This is a genomic window from Nonomuraea sp. NPDC050643 (genome assembly GCF_040654715.1).
In the GTDB taxonomy this organism is placed as follows: Bacteria; Actinomycetota; Actinomycetes; order Streptosporangiales; family Streptosporangiaceae; genus Nonomuraea.
The window spans coordinates 24,890-47,832 of the sequence record NZ_JBFAIM010000087.1 but is presented as its reverse complement, the minus strand read 5'-3'; the positions used below and the strand labels follow the sequence as shown (position 1 = coordinate 47,832).

The 22,943-nt window shown below is 69.2% G+C and carries 25 protein-coding genes; 12 read left to right on the top strand and 13 right to left on the bottom strand.

Going from position 1 to position 22,943, the window contains the following annotated elements; genetic code table 11:
- Positions 1 to 45: 45 nt before the first annotated feature.
- The 4 genes from AB0I15_RS58915 to AB0I15_RS58900 all read left to right on the top strand — a co-directional run bounded on the left by AB0I15_RS58915 (position 46) and on the right by AB0I15_RS58900 (position 3,270).
- Positions 46 to 270, top strand: coding sequence for a hypothetical protein (locus AB0I15_RS58915; protein ID WP_358117769.1), 225 nt, complete (start codon positions 46 to 48; stop codon positions 268 to 270).
- A 252-nt stretch (positions 271 to 522) separates the two neighbouring features.
- Positions 523 to 1,056 carry a PH domain-containing protein gene (locus tag AB0I15_RS58910; RefSeq protein ID WP_080044211.1) on the top strand — a complete coding sequence of 178 codons (534 nt, stop codon included), beginning with the start codon at positions 523 to 525 and terminating at the stop codon, positions 1,054 to 1,056.
- Positions 1,057 to 1,152: 96 nt separating this feature from the next.
- Positions 1,153 to 2,496: a helix-turn-helix transcriptional regulator gene (locus AB0I15_RS58905; protein WP_358117765.1), complete on the top strand. Its 1,344-nt coding sequence runs from the start codon at positions 1,153 to 1,155 to the stop codon at positions 2,494 to 2,496.
- Positions 2,497 to 2,595: 99 nt separating this feature from the next.
- On the top strand, positions 2,596 to 3,270 hold the full coding sequence (locus AB0I15_RS58900; protein ID WP_358117762.1) for a FadR/GntR family transcriptional regulator: 675 nt from the start codon (positions 2,596 to 2,598) through the stop codon (positions 3,268 to 3,270).
- Between the two features lie 35 nt (positions 3,271 to 3,305).
- On the opposite strand, the gene AB0I15_RS58895 is transcribed toward AB0I15_RS58900, so the two are convergent.
- Together AB0I15_RS58895 and AB0I15_RS58890 are read right to left on the bottom strand one after the other, a co-directional pair.
- Positions 3,306 to 3,791, bottom strand: a complete 486-nt coding sequence (locus AB0I15_RS58895) for a hypothetical protein (protein ID WP_358117759.1) — start codon at positions 3,789 to 3,791, stop codon at positions 3,306 to 3,308.
- Positions 3,788 to 4,075: an antibiotic biosynthesis monooxygenase gene (locus AB0I15_RS58890; RefSeq protein ID WP_358117756.1), complete on the bottom strand. Its 288-nt coding sequence runs from the start codon at positions 4,073 to 4,075 to the stop codon at positions 3,788 to 3,790. The genes AB0I15_RS58895 and AB0I15_RS58890 overlap by 4 nt, the downstream gene beginning before the upstream one ends.
- Positions 4,076 to 4,137: 62 nt before the next feature.
- On the opposite strand from AB0I15_RS58890, the gene AB0I15_RS58885 reads away from it, so the two are divergent.
- Entirely contained in the window at positions 4,138 to 4,593 is a 456-nt protein-coding gene (locus AB0I15_RS58885) for a MarR family winged helix-turn-helix transcriptional regulator (protein ID WP_358117753.1), read from the top strand.
- Here AB0I15_RS58885 and dnaN read toward each other — a convergent pair.
- Genes dnaN through AB0I15_RS58870 form a run of 3 tightly spaced genes read right to left on the bottom strand, consistent with a single transcriptional unit; the run spans position 4,584 to position 7,817 of the window.
- Positions 4,584 to 5,681, bottom strand: a complete 1,098-nt coding sequence (gene dnaN / locus AB0I15_RS58880) for a DNA polymerase III subunit beta (protein WP_358117751.1) — start codon at positions 5,679 to 5,681, stop codon at positions 4,584 to 4,586. The two genes, AB0I15_RS58885 and dnaN, sit on opposite strands and share 10 nt — an antisense overlap.
- Before the next feature lie 58 nt (positions 5,682 to 5,739).
- On the bottom strand, positions 5,740 to 6,390 hold the full coding sequence (locus AB0I15_RS58875; protein WP_358117748.1) for a response regulator transcription factor: 651 nt from the start codon (positions 6,388 to 6,390) through the stop codon (positions 5,740 to 5,742).
- Positions 6,387 to 7,817: a histidine kinase gene (locus AB0I15_RS58870; protein WP_358117746.1), complete on the bottom strand. Its 1,431-nt coding sequence runs from the start codon at positions 7,815 to 7,817 to the stop codon at positions 6,387 to 6,389. Before AB0I15_RS58870 ends, AB0I15_RS58875 begins: the two co-directional genes overlap by 4 nt.
- A 110-nt stretch (positions 7,818 to 7,927) precedes the next feature.
- On the opposite strand from AB0I15_RS58870, the gene AB0I15_RS58865 reads away from it, so the two are divergent.
- Entirely contained in the window at positions 7,928 to 8,833 is a 906-nt protein-coding gene (locus AB0I15_RS58865) for an ABC transporter ATP-binding protein (protein WP_358117743.1), read from the top strand.
- Complete coding sequence (locus tag AB0I15_RS58860) at positions 8,830 to 9,558, top strand: ABC transporter permease (protein ID WP_358117740.1); 729 nt, start codon at positions 8,830 to 8,832, stop codon at positions 9,556 to 9,558. The genes AB0I15_RS58865 and AB0I15_RS58860 overlap by 4 nt, the downstream gene beginning before the upstream one ends.
- 2 nt (positions 9,559 to 9,560) lie before the next feature.
- On the opposite strand, the gene AB0I15_RS58855 is transcribed toward AB0I15_RS58860, so the two are convergent.
- Positions 9,561 to 10,475 carry an SMP-30/gluconolactonase/LRE family protein gene (locus AB0I15_RS58855; RefSeq protein ID WP_358117738.1) on the bottom strand — a complete coding sequence of 305 codons (915 nt, stop codon included), beginning with the start codon at positions 10,473 to 10,475 and terminating at the stop codon, positions 9,561 to 9,563.
- Between the two features lie 56 nt (positions 10,476 to 10,531).
- On the opposite strand from AB0I15_RS58855, the gene AB0I15_RS58850 reads away from it, so the two are divergent.
- Together AB0I15_RS58850 and soxR are read left to right on the top strand one after the other, a co-directional pair.
- Positions 10,532 to 10,963 carry an Lrp/AsnC family transcriptional regulator gene (locus AB0I15_RS58850; protein ID WP_358117736.1) on the top strand — a complete coding sequence of 144 codons (432 nt, stop codon included), beginning with the start codon at positions 10,532 to 10,534 and terminating at the stop codon, positions 10,961 to 10,963.
- 9 nt (positions 10,964 to 10,972) lie between these two features.
- Positions 10,973 to 11,479: a redox-sensitive transcriptional activator SoxR gene (soxR, locus tag AB0I15_RS58845; protein WP_358117733.1), complete on the top strand. Its 507-nt coding sequence runs from the start codon at positions 10,973 to 10,975 to the stop codon at positions 11,477 to 11,479.
- Here soxR and AB0I15_RS58840 read toward each other — a convergent pair.
- Positions 11,448 to 11,900: a universal stress protein gene (locus tag AB0I15_RS58840; RefSeq protein WP_358117730.1), complete on the bottom strand. Its 453-nt coding sequence runs from the start codon at positions 11,898 to 11,900 to the stop codon at positions 11,448 to 11,450. The two genes, soxR and AB0I15_RS58840, sit on opposite strands and share 32 nt — an antisense overlap.
- Positions 11,901 to 12,025: 125 nt before the next feature.
- Here AB0I15_RS58840 and AB0I15_RS58835 point away from each other — a divergent pair, with 125 nt between their 5' ends.
- Entirely contained in the window at positions 12,026 to 12,586 is a 561-nt protein-coding gene (locus AB0I15_RS58835; RefSeq protein WP_358117727.1) for a GtrA family protein, read from the top strand.
- A gap of 54 nt (positions 12,587 to 12,640) precedes the next feature.
- Here the strand turns inward: AB0I15_RS58835 and dnaB are convergent, their stop codons facing one another.
- On the bottom strand, positions 12,641 to 16,153 hold the full coding sequence (gene dnaB / locus AB0I15_RS58830) for a replicative DNA helicase (protein WP_358117724.1): 3,513 nt from the start codon (positions 16,151 to 16,153) through the stop codon (positions 12,641 to 12,643).
- A gap of 282 nt (positions 16,154 to 16,435) precedes the next feature.
- On the opposite strand from dnaB, the gene AB0I15_RS58825 reads away from it, so the two are divergent.
- Together AB0I15_RS58825 and AB0I15_RS58820 are read left to right on the top strand one after the other, a co-directional pair.
- The gene (locus tag AB0I15_RS58825) at positions 16,436 to 17,737 is read left to right on the top strand and encodes an MATE family efflux transporter (RefSeq protein WP_358117722.1); all 1,302 of its coding nucleotides are present in this window, start codon (positions 16,436 to 16,438) and stop codon (positions 17,735 to 17,737) included.
- A 111-nt stretch (positions 17,738 to 17,848) separates the two neighbouring features.
- Positions 17,849 to 19,327: an amino acid permease gene (locus tag AB0I15_RS58820; protein WP_358117720.1), complete on the top strand. Its 1,479-nt coding sequence runs from the start codon at positions 17,849 to 17,851 to the stop codon at positions 19,325 to 19,327.
- Between the two features lie 31 nt (positions 19,328 to 19,358).
- On the opposite strand, the gene AB0I15_RS58815 is transcribed toward AB0I15_RS58820, so the two are convergent.
- From AB0I15_RS58815 to rpsR, 5 genes are all read right to left on the bottom strand, one after another.
- Entirely contained in the window at positions 19,359 to 20,102 is a 744-nt protein-coding gene (locus AB0I15_RS58815; protein ID WP_358117718.1) for an amino acid ABC transporter ATP-binding protein, read from the bottom strand.
- 58 nt (positions 20,103 to 20,160) lie between these two features.
- A complete protein-coding gene (locus AB0I15_RS58810) occupies positions 20,161 to 21,000 on the bottom strand; it encodes an amino acid ABC transporter permease (RefSeq protein ID WP_358117715.1) in 840 nt (279 codons plus the stop codon).
- Positions 21,001 to 21,007: 7 nt separating this feature from the next.
- A complete protein-coding gene (locus AB0I15_RS58805; protein WP_358117713.1) occupies positions 21,008 to 21,865 on the bottom strand; it encodes an ABC transporter substrate-binding protein in 858 nt (285 codons plus the stop codon).
- Between the two features lie 320 nt (positions 21,866 to 22,185).
- Positions 22,186 to 22,632: a 50S ribosomal protein L9 gene (rplI, locus tag AB0I15_RS58800; protein WP_358117710.1), complete on the bottom strand. Its 447-nt coding sequence runs from the start codon at positions 22,630 to 22,632 to the stop codon at positions 22,186 to 22,188.
- A gap of 14 nt (positions 22,633 to 22,646) precedes the next feature.
- On the bottom strand, positions 22,647 to 22,883 hold the full coding sequence (rpsR, locus tag AB0I15_RS58795; RefSeq protein WP_020543048.1) for a 30S ribosomal protein S18: 237 nt from the start codon (positions 22,881 to 22,883) through the stop codon (positions 22,647 to 22,649).
- Positions 22,884 to 22,943: the final 60 nt, after the last annotated feature.

Sequence of the window (22,943 nt, the reverse complement as noted above, 5' to 3'; positions counted from 1 at the left end):
TGAAGAGATAGGAAGGCAACTTCCGCATGCGCGTGGGGGAGCACGATGAGCGATCACACCGAGGCGGACCCGGCTCCGTACGCGGACGTCGAGACGGTGCTGTGCGACGAGTTCGCCGGCATTCACTCCGCGACCACCGTAACGCGCTGCGTCGAAGCAGCGCACTACGGCGCGCTGGAGGTCACCGGCTACGCCCATCCGAGTCTCGTCGAGCGCATCGCGCGCAAGCATCTTCACGTGCTGGCTCTGGTGGCCAGCGAGCGGGGCTAAGCAAGATCAGAACTAACCCGCCAAGTTACCTTTACCCCGGCATCGGGGTGGGTAATGTATAGGACGGGTGGAGTGGGTAAGTGCCACGGAGGCGACGGTGCAGGTCAAAAAAGTCCTCACATACGGTGGTATCGCATTTGTTGCGTACTACCTGTTCGCGCGACCAGCTGACGCCGCGGACGCGGTGAGAGGAGCGTTCGACACGGTGTTCAACGCAGCCGACTCGCTGGCTCAATTTGTGAACAGCCTCTCATGAGACTTGTGACCCACGGGGACTCCGCTCCATCGTCGGTCAACCGCTACCTCCTCCCCCACGAACAACAGGTCATCATGGTGCGACGGCACCCTGCCATCCTGCTGCGTCCGGTCGCCGAGGTCCTCGGCGGCCTGATCATCGCCGGACTGCTCAGCAAGTTCTTCGGCGGCGGCGAGGCGGGCGGCACGGCACTCGTCGTCGTCTGGTGGCTCTGGCTCCTGCTTCTGATCCGTTTCGTATGGAAAGTCGCGGAGTGGTCGGTCGATTACTTTGTGGTGACTTCCAAGCGTATGTTGCTGACCACGGGCTTGATCACGCGTAAGGTCGCGATGATGCCCTTGGGGAAGGTCACCGACATGAGCTTCCAAAGATCTCTCCTTGGGCGCATGCTCGGTTACGGTGAGTTCATCCTGGAGTCGGCCGGTCAGGACCAGGCCCTCTCCACCGTGGAGTACATTCCGTATCCGGAGACGCTCTACCTCGAGGTCTGTCAGATGCTTTTCCCCAGCAAGGACGACAGCGACGATTAATCTCCGCGTGGCAAATTCTTCACGCGGGGATACCAGATTCGGCTACTTCATGCAATCATTGCGTGTTGTTGACCCTTCCCCGCCTTGAGAGATGAGATGCCGAGTCAGGGAACCATCGGTGACCGCGTCCGAGGATTGCGGCTGAACAGGCGGATGTCTCAGGCCCAGCTGGCCGGACCCGACCTGTCTGACAGTTATGTCTCGCTCATTGAGTCGGGCAAGCGCACGCCGACTCCAGTGGTGGCCCGGCTCCTGGCCGAGCGGTTGGGGTGCACGACCGAGTTCCTCCTTCACGGGATCGAGCCTCGGCAGCGCATCGACACCGAGCTCGGCCTGCGACACGCCGAGCTTGAGCTGCAGCATGGAGACCCGTCCGTCGCCGCCGACCGCTTCACGGAGATCGTGAAGGCGGCCGACGAGGAGAATGCCATGCTGACCGCGCACGCGCGGTTCGGCAGGGCACGTGCGCTCGAAGCCCAGGGCCGTTTGGGCCAGGCGGTGGAGGCGTTCGAACGCCTGCGCAGGGAGGCAGCGGCTCATCCCGAGCGGCTGGCCGACCTTCCACTCACCATCGCGCTGAGCCGCTGCTACCAGCGGGCGGGTGACCGCTTGCGGGCCCGCGATCTGGCCGCCGCGGCGTTGACGCAGGCCGACCGGCTTTCGATCGGGCAGGGTGAGATCGCCGTCGATCTGGCCACCGCGCTGGTCGAAGCGCGTAGTGAGCGCGAGAGCGACTCCCCCGCGCTCGACTACGTCAAGCGGGTGCTGGACATGACCGGCATACCTGAAGTTGTGGACCGTTCCGGAGAAATCCGGGCACTGTGGCACGCGAGTGCGGCCGCCGCCGCGGGCGAGGATTCCGCGCTGGCCGTGCGCCTGGCCGACGACGCGATCATGGCAGGCCGCCAGGCCCGCCTCTCGCTTCAGCTCGCCCGGGCCGCCATGCACTGGTCCAGGCTGGCCACGGCGCCGATCGACGAGGCCGAGAAGTTCGTCGCGGCCGCCGAGAAGGCGTTCGCCGTGTTCCCCGCCAACATGCGCGAGCACGGTGAGAGCCTCATCGTCCACGCGCGGGTCCGGCTGCGGGCCGGCGACCCGGTGCGGGCCGGCGAGCTGGCCGTGTCCGCTCTGGGGCTCTCGCACGACCGCTCGGGCACGACGCCCGCCGAGGCCCACCTCGTGCTGGCCACCGTCGCGCTCGACCAGGACGTCGACGCCTCGGGGCACCTGCGTAACGCGCACCAGTTGCTCGACACGCTCGACCGGCCGGTGTTCGGCTCCGACCGGCAGGCCGCCCGCTGCTGGCGGGAGCTGGGCGACCTTTACGGCAGGGTCGGGTCGAGAGCGCAACAGACAGCGGCATATCGTAAGGCCCTCGAAGCTGCCGGAGTTCGCTCCGCAATGGCAGGGGTGACGGTTGACGCCACAGTGTCCCGCTGATCCTCCGGGAGCTCCAGATTTGGCTTTTTGAGTCTGGAATAATTAGGGTCGACCAGTCATTGACTCATAGGATGATTGGTTTCCCGGAGGAGGCGGACTGTGAGTCTGCGTACGGCGCAGCGGGCTTCGCTCGTCGACCAGGTGATCGATCAGCTCAAAGAGCAGATCACCTCAGGGTCGTGGCCGATGAACGGCAAGATCCCTACTGAGACCGTGCTCGCCGAGCAGCTCGGGGTGGGGCGCAACACCGTTCGTGAGGCCGTACGCGCGCTCACGCACGCCGGGCTGCTCGAGTGCCGTCAGGGAGACGGCACTTACGTCCGTGCGACCAGCGAGCTGTCCGGCGCGATGCTGCGCCGGCTGCGGCAGGCCGAGCAGCTCGAAATCCTAGAAGTACGCCGTGCGCTCGAGGTCGAGTCCGCGCGGCTGGCAGCCACCCGGCGCACGGACGACGACATCCGTCGCATCGAGGTGGCGCTGGCCGAGCGGGACCGCGCGTGGGAGCTGGACGACCCCGACTTCTTCGTCGAGGCCGACCTGGCCTTCCACATGGCGGTCGCGCACGCGACCCACAACCTGGTCCTGATCGACCTGTACGAGGACTTCTCGGCGGCGCTGCGAGCCAGCATCACGGCCGCCGGCACGTCACTGAACAAGAGCTACATCCCGCACGACGCGATCGCCCGGGCCATCGCGGCCGGCGACGCGGCGGCGGCGGAGCGGGCCGGGCACGCGTGCATGGAGCACATCCTCATCGCCCTCACCGACTCCTGACCCGCCTCTGACCTCCACCGCCACCGTGGTGGAGGTCAAGGGCGCAGGGCGGTGGCGTGGTCGTGGGCGAAGGTGGCGAAGGAGCGGGCCGGACGGCCCAGCACGTCTTCGACGGCCGTGGTCGTGTAGTCGCCCCAGCCCGCCGCGTACGCCGTCAGATATTCCCGGTTGACCGAGGCCAGCCACTCCGACATCCCCGCCTCGCGCATCGAGCGGTAGGCGTCGTCGGGGCTCACCGGCCGGTAGGCGATCGGCCTGCCGTACACCTGCTCCAACTCCCCCGCCGCCTCCCGCAGTGAGATGGCGGCCGGGCCCGTGAGAGTGTAGGTGGCGCCCTTGTGCCGGGCGGGATCGCGCAGCACCTCGGCGGCGACGTCGTCCAGGTCGCCGACCGCCACCCGCACCCCCGACGGCGCCTTGGCCGCGTCACGCACCAGGACACGCACGTCGGCCTGGCCGGCCAGGGAGCTCAACACCGCGCTCGAAACGGTGCCGGTGGCACCGGTGATCAGGATGGTCATGGGACGGTCCCCTCTTCCGTGGAGACGAGCTCGTCGATCAGGTCGAAGAAGACCTGGATGCCGGGCAGGTTGGCGCCCTTCGCGCGTGAGTCGGCGAAGTCGCCGCTCGATCGCCACTCCACGATGTCCAGCCATTCGTCCGGGGCCATGCGGACCAGCCGGGCGCCCAGGAATCCGGCCCGGTCGGCCTGGAAATCGGCGATCATGCCCGCCCGGGCCGCGAGCAGCTCGCCTGCGCGCTCGGGCGAGACCCGGAACCGGGTGAGTTCCACCGTTGTCGTCATGCCACGACACTATAGTAAGAATTAGTGACAATCAAACTTCTTTACTAAATGGAGAGTGTGACGTGCGCAGGAGCCAGCGCAAGCAGGAGGAGCCCGATCTCGGCGTCCTGTCCAGCCGGACCCTTTTCAGCCTGCAGCGGGAGCTGTTCACGCGGCTGGGCGAGCTGGGGCACCCCGACGTGCGGCCCCGGCACGGCGCGGTGCTGGCCTACCTCGACGAGGAGGGCAGCCGGGCCACCGACCTGGCCGCCCAGTCAGGGCAGCACAAGCAGGTGATCGGCACGCTCGTGGACGAGCTGGTGGCGCTCGGGTATGTGGAGCGGCGGCCGGACCCGGCCGATCGCCGGGCCAAGCTGATCGTGCCGACCGAAAAGGGGCGCGACCACATGACCAAGTCGGACGCCGTGCTCGCCGACATGGAGGCCGGGCACGCGCGGGCCGTGGGCGAGCAGGCGTACGCGGAGTTCAAGAGGGTGTTCAGGCTGGTCGTCGAGCGCCAGAGCGGGCATCAGCTCTGACGCAGCGACATCACCAGGTAGCGGAAGGCGGGCTCGGCGTCGCCGGGCACGTCTTGGATCAGGGCGGGCCTGGTCGGCGACTCCAGGTTGATGCGGGCCAGCTCGCTCTCGATCCCGATCAGCCCGTCGAGCAGGAACTGGGACTGGAAGGCGATCTGGATGTCGTCGCCGCGCAGCTCGCACGGGACCACCTCCGCGCCGCGCCCGATGTCGCCACCGCCGGCCTGGATGAGCACCTGACCCTGGCTGAACGACAGCCGGATCGCGGTGTTGCGCTCGGCCACCAGGGCCACCCGCTTGATGGCGCTGACGAACGGCGCCACCGCGACGTCGGCCCTGATCGACCAGTCGGAGGTGAGCCTGGCGCGGTAGTCGATGAACTGCTCGTCGAGCAGGCGCACGGTCGTGCTGCGCCCGACGCTCTCGAACCCGGCCACCCCGTCGCCCATCGCGACCGACACCTCGCCGCCGCGCAGCGACTTGGCCACCTCGACCAGCACCCGCGCCGGCACCATGGCGGAGACGGCCACGTCGGGCGCCACCGGGCGCCAGGTGAAGTCGCGGGCGGCGATGCGGTAGCGGTCGGTCGCGGCCATCGCCACGGAGTCGCCCTCGATGTCGACCCTGATGCCGGTGAGCATGGGCAGCGTGTCGTCGCGGCTGGCCGCGGGCGCGACCTGCCCAACGGCGGAGGCGAACACCCCGCCTCCGATGGCGCCGATGCTCGGCGGCATCGTGGGCATGGTCGGGAAGTCTTCGACCGGCATCGTGATCAGCCCGAACTCGGCGCTCCCGCAGGTCAGGACCGCCTCGGCGCCCTCGGTGACGATCTCGACGTCGTCGGCGGGCAGGCTGCGGCTGATCTCGGCCAGCAGCCTGCCCGGGATCAGCACCCGGCCCTCCTCGGCCACGTCGGCGTCGACCGCGGCCCGGGCCGAGACGTCGTAGTCGAACGCGGACAGGCTCAGCTCCGCACCCGCCTCCAGCAGCAGCCCGGACAGGACGGGCACGACGGGGCGGCTGGGCAGGACTCGGGCAGCCCACGCCACCGCATCTGCCAGAACATCGCGGTTAACCCGGATTTTCACCTGTTACCACCTCTTCGTCGCACCATGCCTCTATGAAAATAGCCGGTACGACCGACAACTAACGGCTGTTGAGGTAGGCGAGCACGGCCAGCACGCGGCGGTTGTCGTCGTCCGACGGCGCCAGGCCCAGCTTGGCGAAGATGGAGGCGGTGTGCTTGGCCACGGCGCTCTCACTGAGGTAGAGCCGTTGTGAGATCGCGGCGTTCGACCGTCCCTCGGCCATGGCCTCGAGCACCTCGCGCTCGCGCGGCGTGAGCTCGGCCAGCGGCTCACGCCTGGCGTTGCTGGCCAGCAGCTTGGCGATCACCTCCGGGTCCATGGCGGTGCCGCCCGCGGCCACCCTGCGTACGGCGTCGATGAACTGCTCGGCGTTGAAGACCCGGTCTTTGAGCAGGTAGCCGATCGCGCCCGAGCCGTCGGCGAGCAGCTCGCGGGCGTAGAGCTGTTCGACGTGCTGGGACAGGACGAGGACGGGCAGCCCCGGCACCTGTTTCCTGGCCGCGAGCGCCGCTTGGAGGCCCTCGTCGGTGAACGTGGGCGGGAGGCGTACGTCCACGATCGAGACGTCGGGGCGCAGCTCCAGCAGGCCCGACAGCAGCTCGGGGCCGCTCTCCACGGCCGCCACGACCGAGAAGCCGTGGGCCTGGAGCAGGTGGACCAGACCGTCTCTGAGCAGGTAGAGGTCTTCTGCGATGAGGACGCGGCTCACGGGCACCACGGCTTGGTCGGGGTCGCCTCGCGCATCCAGCGCTCGCGGTCGTGGGTGGCGGGGATGCGGATGGCCATGACGTGCATCAGGACACCGAGCGTGATCATTCCGGCGATCACCGGCCACTGCCAGACCTCGGGCAGGTGCAGGGCGAGGAACCAGGTCTTCTCGTCGATCCCGAAGATCTTGAAGATGGCCGCCACGATGCCCTGCGGGAACGTGGGGCACCAGGCCGTGGCCCAGAGGATGACGACCGTGGCCGCCTTCCAGCGTGGCATCCTGGGCAGGTTGCCCGCCCAGTGGTCGGGCAGCACGCGGGGCAGGTCCATCGTGACCGTGGTCGGGCCGCCCACCGGGCTGTTCAGGGCGAGCACGCCGTCGAAGGCGGCCAGCCGCCGTTCGATGCCGACCAGGCCGCTGCCCTTGGCCGGGTCGGCGCCGCCCAGGCCGTCGTCGGTGACCGTGACGCGCAGGTCGGCGTCCTTGACGCTGAGGTCCACGTTCGCCGTACGGGCGTCGCCGTGGCGCGCGGCGTTCGACAGCAGCTCGCTCACGGCGAAGTAGACCGCCGCCTCCACCGGCGCCTCCGGCCGGTGCGGCAGCTCGACGTCCACGCTGACCTCCAGCGGGCTGTCGATGGCCAGCGCGCGCACGGCGTCGGCGAGGCCGCGTTCGGCCAGCACGGGAGGGTGGATGCCGCGGATGACCCGGCGCAGCTCCGTGAGCGTCTCGGAGGAGGCGTCCCTGGCCTTGGCCAGCAGCGCCTTGGCCGCCGCCGGGTTGTCCTCGACGAGCTGCTCGACCGCGCCGAGCGTCATGCCGATGGCCACGAGCCTGGCCTGCGTGCCGTCGTGCAGGTCGCGCTCGATCCGGCGCATCTCGGCCGCCTGGGAGTCGGCGGCCAGGTTGCGGGTGCGCCTGAGGTGGCTCACCTGGCCGGCCAGACGGCTGGCGGCGGTCGCGGCGAGCAGCAGCTCGCACCATGAGACGTACACGCGCAGGCCGCGCTCGGGGAGCACGATGAACAGCGGGATCAGCGTGGCCTTCACCGTCGGGTCGAGCAGCAGCCAGACCTCGTCGCGCCACGTCGCCGGGTCGCCGACCAGCCACTTCCACCGGTTGTTCCAGGCCGGGACGCGGGGCGTCTTGTAGAGCGTGCGCTCCGAGCGGTACATCCCGTCCGGTTGCGGGATCGGGGGCGGCGGCTCCGGCAGGTACGGCCGATCGATCTCGATCCCCGTCCACTGCCGGATCAGCCGCCGGTGGAGCTGGGCCAGCCGCCTGACCATGATCGCCTGCGACGGGAACAGGAACACCATGCCCAGCGCGAACGACAGCAGCAGCATGACGGCCGTCAGAACGATCGCGGGCACCTGGACGAGGATGAGCGCCAGCAGCGTCAGGACCTGACCGTACCTTCGGAGCATGGTCCCAGTCTCGGCTATGGGGGCCGATCAGGTCACTGCACCTAGGTACACCCTTGCCGGGCACGTAGCCAGATTCCGCTACCAAGGCCGCGTTCCTAGTGTCGGGCACCATGAAAATCATCGAAGTCAGGAACCTGCGCAAGCGGTATCCGAAGCACCTGGCGGTCGACGATGTGTCGTTCGACGTGGCCGATGGAGAGATCTTCGGCATCCTCGGCCCGAACGGCGCCGGCAAGACCACCACCGTGGAGTGCGTGGCGGGGCTCCGTGTTCCCGACGGCGGGACCGTACGGGTGGCCGGGCTGGACCCGCAGCGGGACCGGACCGAGCTGCGAGAGGTGCTCGGCCTGCAACTGCAGAGCGCCGCGCTGCCAGAGAAGATCAAGGTCCGGGAGGCGATGGACCTGTACGCCTCCTTCTACCCCGACCCCGCCGACTGGTCCGAGCTGCTGGAGCGGGTCGGACTCGACTCCAAGCGCGAGGCCCTGTTCAAGAGCCTGTCCGGCGGGCAGCGCCAGCGGCTGTCCGTGGCGCTGGCACTGGTCGGCAAGCCACGCGTGGCGGTGCTCGACGAGCTGACCACGGGGCTCGACCCGCAGGCCCGCAGGGACACCTGGGAGCTGGTCGAGGGGATCCGCGACGCGGGCGTGACGATCGTGCTCGTCACCCACTTCATGGAGGAGGCCGAGCGGCTCTGTGACCGGCTCGCGCTCATCGACGCGGGCAAGGTGGTCGCCACCGACACGCCCGCCGGGTTCATCGCGCATCTGGGCGGGGACCAGCGGGTGCGGTTCCGGCCCTCGGGACCCTTCGACGACGGCCTGCTGCTGGCCCTGCCCGAAGTGAAAGAGGTCGGCAGGAGCGGCGACCAGGTCGTGGTGAGCGGCACCGGCAACCTCGCTCCCGCCGTCACCCTCGCCCTGGCCCAGCACCAGATCGTCCCCGGAGACCTGCGGATCGAGCGGGCCACGCTCGACGACGCGTTCCTCGCGCTCACTGGAAGGAAGCTGTCATGAAACTGTTCCTCATAGAGGCCAGGCTGCACCTGCGCGAATGGCCGTTCCTGCTGTTCACCGTCGGGCTGCCGACCCTGCTGCTGGTCGCGCTGGGGCTCAGCATCCCCGACATGACCAAGGTCCAGGAGTCGGGTGAGCGGGCCGTGGACACGCACATGCCCAGCATGATGGCCCTGCTCTCGCTGCTGACGCTCGCCTGCAACGTGCTGCCCGCGGTGCTGGCCACGTACCGGGAGCAAGGGGTGCTGCGGCGGATGTCCACCACTCCCGTGCACCCCGGACGGGTGCTGGGGGTGCAACTGCTGATCAACCTGGGTGTCGGGGCGGTGTCCACGGTCATCCTGATCGTGGCCGGCAAGCTGGTGTTCGGCTCGGCGCTCCCCCGGCAGTGGGTCGGGTTCATCCTCGTCTTCCTGCTCGGCACCGCCGCGCTGCTGGCGATCGGGCTCGTCATCGCCGCCATCGCCCCCAACGGCAAGGTCGCGCCCGGGATCGGGTCGGCGGTGATGTTCCCGCTGATGTTCGTGGCGGGCATGTGGGTGCCGCGCGAGACCATGCCGGACGCGATGCGCGTGGTCAGCGACTATTCCGTCGCCGGGCCCTTCGCCCAGGCGCTGAGGGACACCTGGGCGGGCCACGCGCCGCAGCTCATGCATCTGGTGGTGATCGCCGCCGGGCTGGTCGTCTTCGGCGGGCTGGCCGTGCGGTTGTTCCGGTGGGAGTGAGGTCAGCGGCCCGCCCAGACCGGGCGGGCACCGGTGACGTTGGTCATCAGGGAGTAGAGCGAGGTCGAGGCCGTGATGAACATCCGGTTGCGCTTGAGCCCGCCGAACACCAGGTTGGCCGTGGACTCCGGAAGCTTGAGCCGGCCGATCAGCGTGCCGTCGGGGTCGTAGCAGAGCACCGCCTTACCGGCCGCGGCCCACACGCGGCCGGTCTCGTCGAGCCGCATGCCGTCGAACTTGTCGTCGTCCGTGCCCTCGGCGAAGACCTTGCCGCCCGCCGGCACGCCGTCGTCGCCCACGTCGAACACCCGAATGTGCCTGGCGCTCGTGTCGGCGACGTAGAGCCGCCGCTCGTCGAGCGAGAAGGCCAGGCCGTTGGGCCGGACGAAGTCGTCGGCCACGACGCGGACCTCGCCCGTCACCGGATCGACGCGGTAGACGTGGCAGCCGTCGATCTCCTGCTCGGCGGCGATCCCCTCGTAGTTGCTGAGGATCCCGTAGGGCGGGTCGGTGAACCAGATGGAGCCGTCGGAGCGGACGATCACATCGTTGGGGCTGTTGAACCGCCTGCCCTGCCAGCGGTCGGCGACCACCGTGATCGAGCCGTCGTGCTCGGTGCGGGTCACGCGGCGCTGCCCCTGCTCACAGGAGACCAACCGGCCTTCGCGGTCGAGCGTGCCGCCGTTGGTGTAGCCCGACGGCACGCGGAACGGGCCGACCGCGCCGGTCAGCTCGTCCCAGCGCAACATGCGCTCGTTGGGGATGTCGCTCCAGACCAGGAACCGGCCGGCGGGGAAGTAGACCGGGCCCTCCGCCCAGCGGGTGCCGGTGTGGAGGATCTCGGTCCGGCCGTCTCCGCCGATCCCGGCGAACCGCTCGTCCAGCACCTCGAACTCAGTGGGGATCGTGTCCGTCATAGCGACCACCATACGCTGTTCGGCCGCTCGGCCATATGGCGGGATAGCATCTGGTCGTGGATGAAATCGACAGAATGCTGATCGGCCTGCTGCAAGAAGACGCGACCAGGTCGTACGCGGTGCTCGGCAAGGCGGTGGGTTTGTCGAGCGGGGCCGCGCACGAGCGGGTACGCAAGCTGCGCGAGCGCGGGGTGATCCGGCGGACCACGATCGAGGTGGACCAGGAGGCGCTGGGGCGGGGGGTCACCGCGTACGTGCTGGTCGACGGGGGCGCGTGGATGGGCGACAGCGCGGAGGGGCTGGCCGCGATCCCGGAGGTCGAGGAGGCGCACGTCATCGCCGGTCCGGCGTCGGTGCTGCTGAAGGTCCGTACGGCCGGCACCCGCGAACTCCAGGACGTGCTGCGCCGGGTCTTCCAGGTGAACGGGGTCACGGGGACGCGGACGGTCGTCGTCCTGGAGACGTTCTTCGAACGTACCCTCAAGTAACCTTCAGGTATGACCGTCGCCTGGAACACCAAGGAGCTCACCGTCGGCCAGCTCGCCGAACGCAGCGGCGTGGCCGTCTCCGCTCTGCACTTCTACGAGGCCAAGGGCCTCATCGCCAGCCGCCGTACGGCCGGCAACCAGCGCCGCTACAGCCGTGACAGCCTGCGCAGGGTCGCGTTCATCCGGCTGGCCCAGCGCATCGGCATCCCGCTGAAGACCATCAAGGACGCCCTGGCCGAGCTGCCCGACGAGCGCACCCCCACCCGCGACGACTGGGCCAGGCTGTCGGCCGCCTGGCGCGGCGAGCTCGATGACCGGATCGAGCAGCTCCAGCGGCTGCGCGACGACCTGACCGACTGCATCGGGTGCGGCTGCCTGTCGCTGGATCGGTGCCCGGTGGCGAACCCGTACGACCGGCTGGGCGACGAGGGGCCGGGCGCGCGGCGGATCGACACCCGGCTGGCCCCGCCTCAGAACTGCTGTGTCACCTCTTGGCCGGGGCCGGGGGGACAATGAGGGTCGGCCGGTGGGCGTGGTGCAGCACGTGGTTGGAGACGCTGCCGAGCAGCACCGACCTGACTCCGGCCAGGCCGCGTGAGCCGGTGACGACGAGCGAGGCGTCGACCTCGTCCGCCACGTCCACGATGGTCTTCCAGATCGACTCGTTGTCGGCCACGGCCCGGTAGGTGACGTCGCTCAGGCCGCCGGCGATGGCCAGCTCGGCGCCCTCTTGCGCGTGCTGTTCGGCCTGGGCCTGCGCCGCGTCCTCGGTGTCCGGATCGATCGCGCCCGCCGCCAGCGGATACTTCTTGAGCTGCACGAGCAGCGGCTCCCACACGGTGACGATGAGCACGGGCTGGGCGGCGAGGTGCTTGGCCGCGAACTCGATCGCGGCGCGGGCGTCGGCCGAGCCGTCGTAGGCGACGAGGATGGTCATGGCGTTCTTCCCTTCGCTGGCACTCTTTCGCTAGAGCACTGAAGGGATCAGGCACCATTCCTGAGGCCGATGTCTGCTTTGTCACACCTGACCCGGACAAGCCATGTGACTCGGGTGTTCGACCAGTGAGAAGATCGCGGGTGCTCCGAATAGCGAACGCAGTACTCGCAGGATTGCCGGAACCGCTGCGCGCACTCGCGCTGAAGCACCGTGAACCACTGAAGTTCGCGGTGGTGGGTGGAACGGCGTTCTTGGTGGACAACACGGTGTTCTATGCGCTGAAGCTGACCATCCTGGAACCGAAGCCGGTGACCGCGAAGGCCATCGCGGTGCTCGTGGCGACGATCGTGTCCTATGTGTTGAACCGCGAATGGTCGTTCCGGACCAGGGGCGGCCGCGAACGCCGCCACGAGGCGGCGCTGTTCTTCCTGGTCAGCGGCGTCGGTCTGGTGCTCAGCTCCACACCGCTCTGGATCTCCCGGTACGTGTTCCGCCTGGAGACCCCGGACGTGAGCCTGGTGGCCCAGGAGATCGCCGACTTCGTGAGCGCGCAGATCATCGGCACGCTGATCGCCATGGTCTTCCGCTTCTGGGCGTTCCGGAAGTGGGTCTTCCCCGACGAGAAGGCCCGGCCCGGCAGCGTGCGGCTGACGCCCACTCCCGATTCCACGGACGAGGCGGCTTGACGGCAGCGAACCCGGAAGCCGTTCCGGCGGTCGGACCGCCGAAACGCGGGCGCGTCAGTGCTGAGCCATGTCCACGAACCGGCTGTAGTGACCCTGGAACGCCACCGTCACCGTGGCGGTGGGGCCGTTACGGTGCTTGGCCACGATCAGGTCGGCCTCACCGGCCCGGGGGGACTCACGCTCGTAGGCGTCCTCCCGGTGCAGCAGGATGACCATGTCCGCGTCCTGCTCGATGCTGTTGTGCACCGATATGCCGTTGGCGACGAAGTTGTGGGTGCCCAGCACCGTGGCGTCATAGACCGGCTGCTCGCCCAATCTCTCGATCGAGGCGACCTCGTCCCAGAAGACGTCGTTCGTCGCCAGCATCTCCATCTGGGCGTCGTCCAGGACCGCCGCCACCCGGCCCAGGCGCTCCCGGCCGGGCGCGTGCTCTCGCGGAGCGCTGTCAGGGAACCGCGCGGCCTGACGGGGCATGCGCTGCTCCGCCAGCACGTCACGGACCCGGGCCCAGATCTCACGGGGAACCGTGTCGAGGTGCGAGTCGCCCGTGACCGCCCGCAGCTCCTGCGCGCAGCGAGCGGCATGCGTCGCCCCTTCGCCGTGCGCGCCCACCTCGTCCAGGAACCGGAGCTGGTTCTCCGCGTCATGAGCGTGCAGTCGATACGCCGGCCGGTGGTCGCCCTTCCGCGTCGTTTCGACACGAGTCATGACGTTGAACCGGAGGAGCAGCCGCGCCACGTCGTCGATCAGACGTCGGCTCGTCGAGGTGTAGTGGACCTGCGGCCGGCCGGGGTTTTCGGCCCACCGGACGCATCCGCCGCTCGCCCACAGGTGCCGCAGGAACAGGGCGAGCTGCTTCTTCGGCAGGGAGAAGACCTCCTGAGGGACGAACCTCTCGTGACCACTGAGGCCGAACAGGCCCAGATCGTCGGGCCATTGCGCGATGGGGTTCGGCTCGCCGTGCGTGCAGCGAATCGGCTGTCCCTTGACGAACGAGCCAGCGCCGATCATGTGCCCCAGAAGGATGACCTCCTCCTCCGGCCACTCCCGAAGACCCTGAGGGGCAGGAACATGACGCGGAACGGCCAGGCGGGTGCCGGCGCCGATCTCGCCCAGCGAACGCCAGCCGTCGTAGGTCATGAAGGGATGGCCGGCCGTCGCCTTGATCTCCCGGCCCGACGTCAGCCGCAGCCTGAAGACCTCTTTCGTGCCGCTGGGGAAGACATGCGTCATGGTGCGCCGCACGAGCCGCAGGTTCTCGTCGAGAGACCACACGGGGATGTCGCGTGCGCCGGCCTCCAGCAGCTCACCCAGTGACGTCTCCGCGCCCGTGTCGGCCCGAAGGACCCGGGTGTCGGCCGTCAGGCACCCGGACTCACGCAGGTCGCTGACCGCCGGGCGCTTGTCGGTGCGCTGCTCGGGGCCACGGTTGAGCTGGGAGATCGCGATGACCGGGACCTCGAGCTCCTTCGCCAGCAGCTTGATGGCTCGGGAGATCTCCGAGACTTCGTTCTGGCGGCTCTCGGTCTTCTTCGGCGAGCTCATCAGCTGCAGATAGTCGATGACCACGAACCGCAGGTCGTTGCGCTGTTTGAGACGGCGGCACTTGGCCCGGATCTCCATCATCGACATGTTGGGCGAGTCGTCGATGAACAGCGGCGCCTCGGCCACCTCGCTCATCCGGCGGGCCAGGCGGGTCCAGTCGTCGTCGCCCATCATGCCCGAGCGCATGGCGTGCAGGGCCACCCGGGCCTCGGCGGACAGCAGACGCATGGTGATCTCGTTGCGGGACATCTCCAGGGAGAAGATGACCGTGGTCATGCCGTTCTTGATCGCCGCCGAGCGGGCGAAGTCGAGGCCGAGCGTGCTGTTGTGGGTGGGGATGCACGCCCGGCTCGCGAGGTACAGGTGGTCGGCGTTGTCGACCTGGACGCAGCGGACCGGGCGGGAGGGGATCGGGCGCACGTCGACGATGTGGCGCACCCGGGCCATGGGGCGGGCGGTGACGACCTGCCTGGAAGCCTTGCGGGACAGCCGGAAGAGCCTTTCGGTGGCGGTGAAGTCGATCGTGTGGCGGCCCTTGGCCTGCTCGGGGCCCATCGTCGCCTGGTGGCCGAGGCTCAGGATGAGCTCCAGCGCGTCGTGCGCGAGACGCCGGCCCGCCACGGCGAGCCGGATCTGCCCGCCGTCGCCGACGGATCCGGCCGTGTCGAGCAGCCCCGCCAGCAGGTCACGCCGCTGCCGCTCCGAGGCACGCAGGTAGGCCACCGGAATGTGCCCGCCGTGGACCGGCCCGGGAAGGGCCGGCCGGTAGGAGATCGCGGAGCCGGCCTGTGTGACCCGCACCCCTTCGGCCGCCAGGTTGGCGGCGATCTCCGCGTCGGCCGTGCTGAATCGGCCCGTCGCGCTATCGGCGCCGCCCAGCCATAGGCCCAGCGCGTACGGCGGCACCGGCAGGTCCTTGGCGGCGAGATCGAAGGACGCCGCCACGGCCACCGCGTGCTTCGGCCGGTCGCCGGCCGCCGGGCGGCGCAGCGAGGCGGCGATCTCCTCGGTGGTGAGCACGGTCTCCCGCGGACCCATCGCGGTGAAGGGGAGGTGGCGCGCACGGTCGCCACGGATCGGGCCGCCCGCGAGGGCCGGCACCCTGGAGGAGCCGCCGGCCTGCCCGGCCGCGCGCGTGGTCGTGCGCCACTGGTGCAAGGCGTCGGCGACGATCACCGTGCCGTCGCTGAACTCCACCTCGTAGCACGGCCGGCCGTGCATCACCTCGGTCGCCGCGACCACCCTCGTCGGCCGGCCGTCGGCGCCGATGAGCCGATCGCCCACCTCGACCTCGCCCATCGTCGTCCATCCGGTCGGCGTGGGCAGCGGTGTGTCGAGCGCCAGGGCCTTGCCGATCGCCGGACGGGCGGCCACGACGATCATCTGGCCCGGGTGGAGGCCGTTGGTGAGCGAGTCGAGGTCCTGGAAGCCGGTCGGCACGCCGACCATCTGGCCGCCTCGGCTGCCGATGGCCTCCAGCTCGTCGAGGGCGCCGGGCATGATGTCGGCCAGCGGCGCGTAGTCTTCGGAGGTGCGGCGCTCGGTGACCTTGTAGATCTCCGCCTGGGCGCGGTCGACGAGGTCGTCGACCTCTTCGTTCTGACCGCCGTAGCCGAAGGAGACGATGCGGGTGCCGGCCTCGATGAGGCGCCTGAGGATGGCCTGCTCGCGGACGATCTTGGCGTAGTAGCCGGCGTTGGCCGCGGTGGGGACCACGGCCGTGAGCGTGTGGAGATAGGCGGCGCCGCCCACCCTGGCCATCTCGCCGCGCTTCTGCAGCTCGTCGAAGACCGTGACCGCGTCGGCCGGCTCGCCTCGGCCGTAGAGGTCGGTGATGACGTCGTAGACCATCTGGTGTGCCGGGCGGTAGAAGTCGTCGGAGCGCAGGATCTCCACGACGTCGGCGATGGCGTCTTTCGACAGCAGCATGCCGCCGAGCACCGACTGCTCCGCCTCGATGTTGCTGGGAGGAGTGCGTTCGAAACCGGGGCCTCCGCCGGCCCCTTCGTCTTCAATGCTCACCGCGCCCCCTCGAGAACTTGCAGGCGGTCGCACCACCCCCACTTGTAGTCGACCGGTCTGACAGTTTCGCGGAGTCGTGGGCCGACGGCAACGTGGCCTGTGGACAACTCTGTGGTCAAGCTGTGCACTATCCCGCCGTGGGTGTGAACGGCCTGTGGACGGAGCTGGGGATAACTCTTGCGGATATCCACCGAAGCGGCCCCGACCTGGGCGAACAGTGTCCACCGGCTGTGGAGGAAAGAAAGTTGGCCCGACACGCCGTGTAAGGGTCATAATAGACAAATGCCCATTACAGCCAAGGATCGGGAGATTCTACGGCTTGCCGTGCCCGCGTTCGGGGCACTGGTCGCCGAGCCGCTCTTCCTGCTCGCCGACTACGCCATCGTGGGCCACGGCCTCGGTACGACGGCGGTGGGCGCTCTGGGCGTCGCCGGCACCGTTCTGGCGACGCTGATGAACCTGTGCGTCTTCCTCGCCTACGGCACCACGGCGTCCGTGGCGCGGCAGTCGGGGGCCGGCAACCACGCGCGGGCCATGCGGGGCGGCGTGGACGGGATCTGGCTGGCGCTGGCCATCGGGCTCGCCCTCATCGTCGTGTGCTGGCCGCTGGCGCCGGCCATCGTGGAGGCGTTCGGGGCGGTGGGTGAGCAGGGGGCGCAGGCGGTGACGTACCTGCGGATCAGCCTGCTCGGCGCGCCCGGGATGCTGGTCGTGCTGGCCGGGACCGGGGTGTTGCGCGGGCTGCGGGACACGGTGACGCCGCTGGTGGTGGCCGTGGGGTCGTTCGCCTTGAACGCCGCCCTGAACGCCTGGTTCGTGCTGGGGCTGGAATGGGGCATCGCCGGGTCGGCGTGGGGCACGGTGCTGGCCCAGACCGCAGGCGCGGCCGTCTACCTGGTCGTGGTGGCGCGGGGCGCGCGGCGGCTGGGAGCGACGCTCGTGCCCGACCTCGCGGGGATCAAGCAGGCGGGTACGGCCGGCGTCGCGCTGCTCGTCCGTACCCTGTCCATGCGGGTCGTGCTGGTCGTGGCGACCGTGATCGCCACCAGGATGGGCGAGGCGGAGCTGGCGGCGTACGCGATCGCCACGCAGGTGTGGTCGCTGCTGGCCTTCGCGCTTGACGCCATCGCCATCGCCGGGCAGGCCATCACCGGGCGGTCACTGGGCGCCGGGGACGTGCTCGCCACCCGAGACGCGACCAGGCGGATGGTCCGGTGGGGGGTCTGGTCGGGGACGCTGCTCGGCCTGCTCGTGATCGCCGCGCGACCGGTGCTGCCCGGGTTGTTCGACACCGATCCGCACGTCACGGCGTTCCTGCTGGACCTGCTGTGGCCGGTGGCGCTGTTCCAGCCCGTGTGCGGGATCGTGTTCGTGCTCGACGGCGTGCTGATCGGCGCGGGCGATCAGCGGTATCTGGCCTGGGCGAGCGTGTGGTCGACGGTGGCCTATCTGCCGGTGGCGCTGGTCGCGGCCGGCTTCGGGGTCGTCGCCCTGTGGTGCGCACTCGGGATTTGGATGCTCGCCCGCCTGCTCACGCTGGGCCGCCGCGCCGCCGGGAGCGCATGGCTGGTGACCGGGGCCTGAAACGCCCCCGCTCGCGCAGTGGCCCGCTGGACGCGCTCCTGTAATCGTCCCGTGCTTGTTGTTGTCCAAGGGGTGAGACATTGTGAGCGAGTTCCCTGAGCGGGGTGTTCCTTGTCCACGATTCTGCGACGACTACCGCCATCGGAGGCGACCGGCCTGCGGACCGGCGCCCGCCACAGCCTGGGTGAGTTCTACCGTCCTGCCGACCTGGTGGTGCTCGGTCTCGGCGTGATGATCGGGGCCGGCATCTTCAGCATCGCCGGCCGCCAGGCGGCCACCGCGGCCGGGCCCGGCGTGATCCTGTCCTTCATGATCGCGGGCATCGCCTGCCTGCTGGCCTGCCTGTGCTACGCCGAACTGTCCTCGACGATGCCGACCTCGGGCAGCGCCTACACCTTCACGTACGTCATCTTCGGCGAGGTCTGGGCCTGGATCATCGGCTGGGCGCTGATCCTGGAGCTGCAGTTCGCCGCCGCGGTCGTGGCCAGGGCCTGGGGCGAGATCGCGGTCGGCGCGATCGTCAACTTCGGCGTCGAGGTGCCCAACAGGGGTCTCGTCAGCGACCTCTTCGTGTTCGTCATCCTGGTCCTGCTCACCGGCATCGTGGCCCTCGGCGCGCGGATCGGCCTGCGGGCGCTGTGGATCATGGTGTCGGCCAAGCTGCTGGCCATCGGCGCGGTCATCGTCGTCGGCCTCACGTACGTCGACGTGGCCAACTTCGGCGACTTCTTCGTCCCTCCCAAGACGCTGCAGGTCCCGCCCCAGACCGTGCTGGAGGTCGTGTCCGGCCAGAGCCAGGCGTTCGGCTGGTTCGGCATCTTCGCGGCGGCCTCGGCCATCGCGTTCGCGTACATCGGGTTCGACATCGTGGCCACCTCCGCCGAGGAGACCGTGAACGCGCCCAAGGCCGTCCCCAAGGGCATGATCCGCAGCCTGGTGATCGCCACGGTCATCTACATCACGGTGGCGCTGGTCATGGTGGGCATGGTGCCGTACTCGAAGATCTCCTTGGAGGCGCCGCTGTCCAGCGCGTTCCGGGTGGTCGGCGTGGACTGGATGGTGCACGTCATCGACGCGGGCGCGGTGCTCGGGCTGACGACGGTGATCCTGGTGCTGATCGTGGGGCAGACGCGGGTGCTGTTCTCGATGGCGCGCGACGGGCTCATCCCCCGCGGGCTGGCCTCGGTCAGCCGCCGCTACCACACGCCGACGCGGGTGACGCTGGTGATCGGGCTGGTGGCGCTCTTGCTGGCGGAGTTCGTGCCGGTGCTCACGATGCAGGAGCTCGTGGTGATCGGGACGCTGTTCGCGTTCGCGTTCGTCGCGGCGGGAGTGATCGTGATGCGGCGGCGGATGCCGCACCTGGAGCGGGGGTTCCGGGTGCCGCTCTCACCGCTGCTGCCCGGCCTCTCACTGGTCGCCACGCTCTGGCTCATGGTCAACCTCCGCGTGCTGACCTGGGCCTGGTTCGCACTGTGGATGGCCTTCGGCCTACTGGTCTACCTCCTGTACGGCCACCGCCACAGCCTCCTGGCCCACCCGCGCACCCCGGAGCGGCCGCAGCACGGCCACGGCCGGCACCGTCGCTAAAACAGCCGCTAAACAGCCGCCAGAACAGCCGCTAGAACCGTCCCGACTTCAGCACGCTGCGCAGGAACTCCTGGGTACGCGGATGCTCGGGCTCGGTGAGAACCTGCTCCGCCGACCCCTTCTCCAGGAGCACGCCCCCGTCGAGGAAGCAGACCGTGTCCGAGATGTCCCGGCAGAAGCTCATCTCGTGCGTCGTGAGGATCATCGTCATGCCCGTCTCCTTGAGCTCGCGGATGATCCCCAGCACCTCGATCACCAGCTCCGGGTCGAGTGCCGAGGTGACCTCGTCGAGCAGCATCAGCCTGGGCCGGGTCGCCAGCGCCCTGATGATGGCCACCCGCTGCTGCTGACCGCCCGAGAGCTGGTCGGGGTAGGCCCGCGCCTTCTCCCCCAGCCCGAACCTGCTCAGCAGCCCGTACGCCTGCTCCTCCGCCTGCGCCCTGGCCACCCTGTACACCTGGCGGGGCGACAGCGTGATGTTGTCCAGCACGGTCATGTGCGGAAACAGGTTGAACGCCTGGAACACGATGCCCAGCCGCTTGCGCACGTCGTCGACCTTCACGCGGGGATCGGTGATCTCCTCGCCGTCGAGGCGGATGGTGCCGTCGTCCACCGTCTCCAGCAGGTTGACGCAGCGCAGGAGCGTGGACTTGCCCGACCCCGACGCGCCGATCAGGCTCACCACCTCGTGCGGGCGCACCTCCAGGTCGATGCCGCGCAGCACGCTGTGACCGTGGAAGTTCTTCCACACCCCTTCCATCGTCAGCACGCTCATGTGACCTCCTTCGCCGGGCTCGTCGGCGTGGCACGGCCGCGTCCGGTTCGTCGCTCACTCATGCTCCACGCCTCCTGCGCGTGCGGGCGGCCAGGTGGTCGGTGAACCGGGCCAGGGGGATCGTGAGCAGGATGAACAGCAGGGCCGCGGCCAGGTAGGACGTGTAGTTGAAGGTGTCGGCCGCGTGGATCTGCGCCTGCCTGAGCGCGTCCAGCGGCCCGATGGTGGCCACCAGCGCCGTGTCCTTCTGCAGGGAGACGAAGTCGTTCAGCAGCGGCGGCACGACCCTGCGGGTGGCCTGCGGCAGGACCACGAACCGCATGGTCTTGAGGTGGCTCAGCCCCAGCGAGCGGGCCGCCGCCACCTGGCTGGGGTGGACGGACTCGATGCCGGAGCGGAACACCTCGGCCACGTATGCGCCGTACGAAAGCGTCAGCGCGATGATGCCCAGCGTCACCACGTCGGACGGGACACCCTGCAGCCGCAGCGCGGGCAGCCCGAAGCCGATCAGGTAGATCACCAGCAGCGTCGGGACGCCCCGGAAGATGTCGGTGTAGAGCGTGGCCAGCGCCCGGATCGGGAAGAACGCCGGGCTCCTGATCCCCCTGGACAGCGCCACCAGCAGGCCCACGATGAGGATCAGCGGCTCCGCGATCAGGAAGATCTTGATGTTGATCAGGAACCCGCTCAGCACGTCGGGCAGCGCCGCGACGAAGTGGTCGTAGTCGAAGAACGTCTCCTTCACCCGCGGCCAGCCCGGCGATCCGGTGACGATCCAGGCGACCAGCACGATGAAGACGATCGTCGAGGCCGTCGCGATCGAGGCCGAGCGGCGGGCACGCGACCTGCGGATCCGCTCCCGCTCGACCTGCCGCTCGGATTTGACCCATTCGCTCATGCGGGAGTCACTGCAGCTCGGGCGCGCCCGCGGCGGAGCCGAGCCATTCCTGCTCGATCTTGGCCAGGTCGCCCTTGGTCTTCAGCGCGTCCACGGCCTTGTCCACGCAGGGCTTCAACGCGCTGCCCTTCTCCATGACCAGCCCGAACTCCTCCGGCGTGCCGCCCGTCGAGCTGAACTGGCCCACGATCCTGGACTTCTCGACCTGGGCCGCCGTGACGTAGAACGCCGTCGGCAGGTCCACGACGAGCGCGTCCACCTGCTTGTTCTTCAGCGCGTTCACGGCGTCGATCTGCTCGTTGTAGACGTTGGGGTCGTCGGCCGGCTTGATGACGTTCGTGACCGCGGCCAGCGAGGTCGTCCCGACCTGTACGCCGATCTTCGCGTCCGCCAGCTCGGCCAGGCTCTTCGCCGCGGCGAACCTACTACCCTCGACCGCCACGATCGCCTGCTTGACCGTGTAGTAGCCCTTGCTGAAGTCGACCACCTCGGACCGCTTGGGGGTGATCGACACCTGGTTGATGTCGAAGTCGAACTGCTTCTCCCCGGGCGCGAACGCGGAGTCGAACTTCACGGTGCTCCACTGCACCTCGCTGCGGTCGAAGCCGAGCTCCCCCGCCACGGCGAAGGCCACCGCGCTCTCGAACCCCTGCCCGTTGCCCGGATCGTCGTCCTTGAACCAGGGCTCATAGGCGGGCTTGTCGGTCCCGATGGTCAGCTTGCCGGGGGTGCGGAGCTGGAGTTGCTCCTTGGTGCAGGCCGTGGACGTCGTGGGGGCGGCGGCCGTGGTGCTCGCCGTGTCGTCGACCGGCGCACAGCCGACGACCGCCACCGCGAGCGCGAGCAGCATCAGGGGACGGGCCATGGCCAAGCCTCCAGGGGGAACGTGCCGGAGAAACGACGGCATTCTACGCTGCCCGAATAGGAAATACGGTGCCAGGTACACCTTGACCACGGCAATCGACGACGGCGGTAATCGGTGAGTGCGGCAATCGGTGAGTGCGGTAATCGGTCCACGTGGGCTCGCGTGTCGGCGGCGCGCCGGTGAAGGGTCAGCGGCCGTTTCCTGGAGGGCCCTCAGCCACCTGCGGCGGGTGGCGGGGCGGGGGCTGGCCGTAAAGGAAGGGTCGTAAAGAGAAGCAATGAAAAAGGCCCCCCACGGAGGGAGGCCCTTTCACTGAGAGGTCAGCCCGCGACGACCTCGACGTCGACCGCGGCGGAAACCTCCGGGTGGAGCTTCACCGTGATGCGGTGGGAGCCGACGCTCTTGATCGGGTTGGGGATCTCGATGCGGCGGCGGTCGAGCAGCGGGCCACCGGCCGCCTTGACGGCGTCGGCGATGTCGCCCGTGGTGATCGAGCCGAACAGCCGACCGGAGTCGCCCGCGCGGGTGGTCAGGCGCACGCGCAGGGCGCCGAGCTGGCCGGCGACCTCCTTCGCGGTGCCCAGGTCGCGGATCTCGCGAGCGTCACGAGCCTTGCGAATGGTGTCGATCTGCTTCTCGGCCCCGCGCGTCCAGCGCATGGCGTAGCCACGCGGAATGAGGTAGTTACGGCCGTAGCCGTCCTTGACCTCGACGACGTCGCCAGGGGCGCCGAGGCCGGAGACCTCGTTGGTGAGGATGAGCTTCATAGCGGCAGGCCTCCTTAGCGCGCGGTGCTCGTGTAAGGCAGCAGAGCCACCTCACGGGCGTTCTTGATCGCGGTCGCCACGTCGCGCTGGTGCTGGGTGCAGTTGCCCGTCACCCGGCGCGCACGGATCTTGCCGCGGTCGGAAATGAACTTCCGCAGCAGGGCCGTGTCCTTGTAGTCGACGTAGGAGATCTTGTCGTGGCAGAACAGGCAAACCTTCTTCTTGGGCTTGCGCAGTGCCGGCTTCGCCATCGTGGTGCTCCTTTCAGAGCCCCGCAGTCAGAGCGGGAATGGACTCGGGCTTGTGGACTG

Bases quoted from the DNA above. Each gene is read 5' to 3' on its own strand.
- AB0I15_RS58915 (WP_358117769.1), top strand. From the start codon at position 46: ATGAGCGATCACACCGAGGCGGACCCGGCTCCGTACGCGGACGTCGAG.
- AB0I15_RS58910 (WP_080044211.1), top strand. From the start codon at position 523: ATGAGACTTGTGACCCACGGGGACTCCGCTCCATCGTCGGTCAACCGC.
- AB0I15_RS58905 (WP_358117765.1), top strand. From the start codon at position 1,153: ATGCCGAGTCAGGGAACCATCGGTGACCGCGTCCGAGGATTGCGGCTG.
- AB0I15_RS58895 (WP_358117759.1), bottom strand. From the start codon at position 3,791: ATGACCATCCTGATCACCGGTGCCACCGGCACCGTTTCGAGCGCGGTG.
- AB0I15_RS58890 (WP_358117756.1), bottom strand. From the start codon at position 4,075: ATGACGACAACGGTGGAACTCACCCGGTTCCGGGTCTCGCCCGAGCGC.
- AB0I15_RS58870 (WP_358117746.1), bottom strand. From the start codon at position 7,817: ATGCTCCGAAGGTACGGTCAGGTCCTGACGCTGCTGGCGCTCATCCTC.
- AB0I15_RS58865 (WP_358117743.1), top strand. From the start codon at position 7,928: ATGAAAATCATCGAAGTCAGGAACCTGCGCAAGCGGTATCCGAAGCAC.
- AB0I15_RS58860 (WP_358117740.1), top strand. From the start codon at position 8,830: ATGAAACTGTTCCTCATAGAGGCCAGGCTGCACCTGCGCGAATGGCCG.
- AB0I15_RS58855 (WP_358117738.1), bottom strand. From the start codon at position 10,475: ATGACGGACACGATCCCCACTGAGTTCGAGGTGCTGGACGAGCGGTTC.
- soxR (WP_358117733.1), top strand. From the start codon at position 10,973: ATGACCGTCGCCTGGAACACCAAGGAGCTCACCGTCGGCCAGCTCGCC.
- AB0I15_RS58840 (WP_358117730.1), bottom strand. From the start codon at position 11,900: ATGACCATCCTCGTCGCCTACGACGGCTCGGCCGACGCCCGCGCCGCG.
- AB0I15_RS58825 (WP_358117722.1), top strand. From the start codon at position 16,436: ATGCCCATTACAGCCAAGGATCGGGAGATTCTACGGCTTGCCGTGCCC.
- AB0I15_RS58815 (WP_358117718.1), bottom strand. From the start codon at position 20,102: ATGAGCGTGCTGACGATGGAAGGGGTGTGGAAGAACTTCCACGGTCAC.
- AB0I15_RS58810 (WP_358117715.1), bottom strand. From the start codon at position 21,000: ATGAGCGAATGGGTCAAATCCGAGCGGCAGGTCGAGCGGGAGCGGATC.
- AB0I15_RS58805 (WP_358117713.1), bottom strand. From the start codon at position 21,865: ATGGCCCGTCCCCTGATGCTGCTCGCGCTCGCGGTGGCGGTCGTCGGC.
- rplI (WP_358117710.1), bottom strand. From the start codon at position 22,632: ATGAAGCTCATCCTCACCAACGAGGTCTCCGGCCTCGGCGCCCCTGGC.
- rpsR (WP_020543048.1), bottom strand. From the start codon at position 22,883: ATGGCGAAGCCGGCACTGCGCAAGCCCAAGAAGAAGGTTTGCCTGTTC.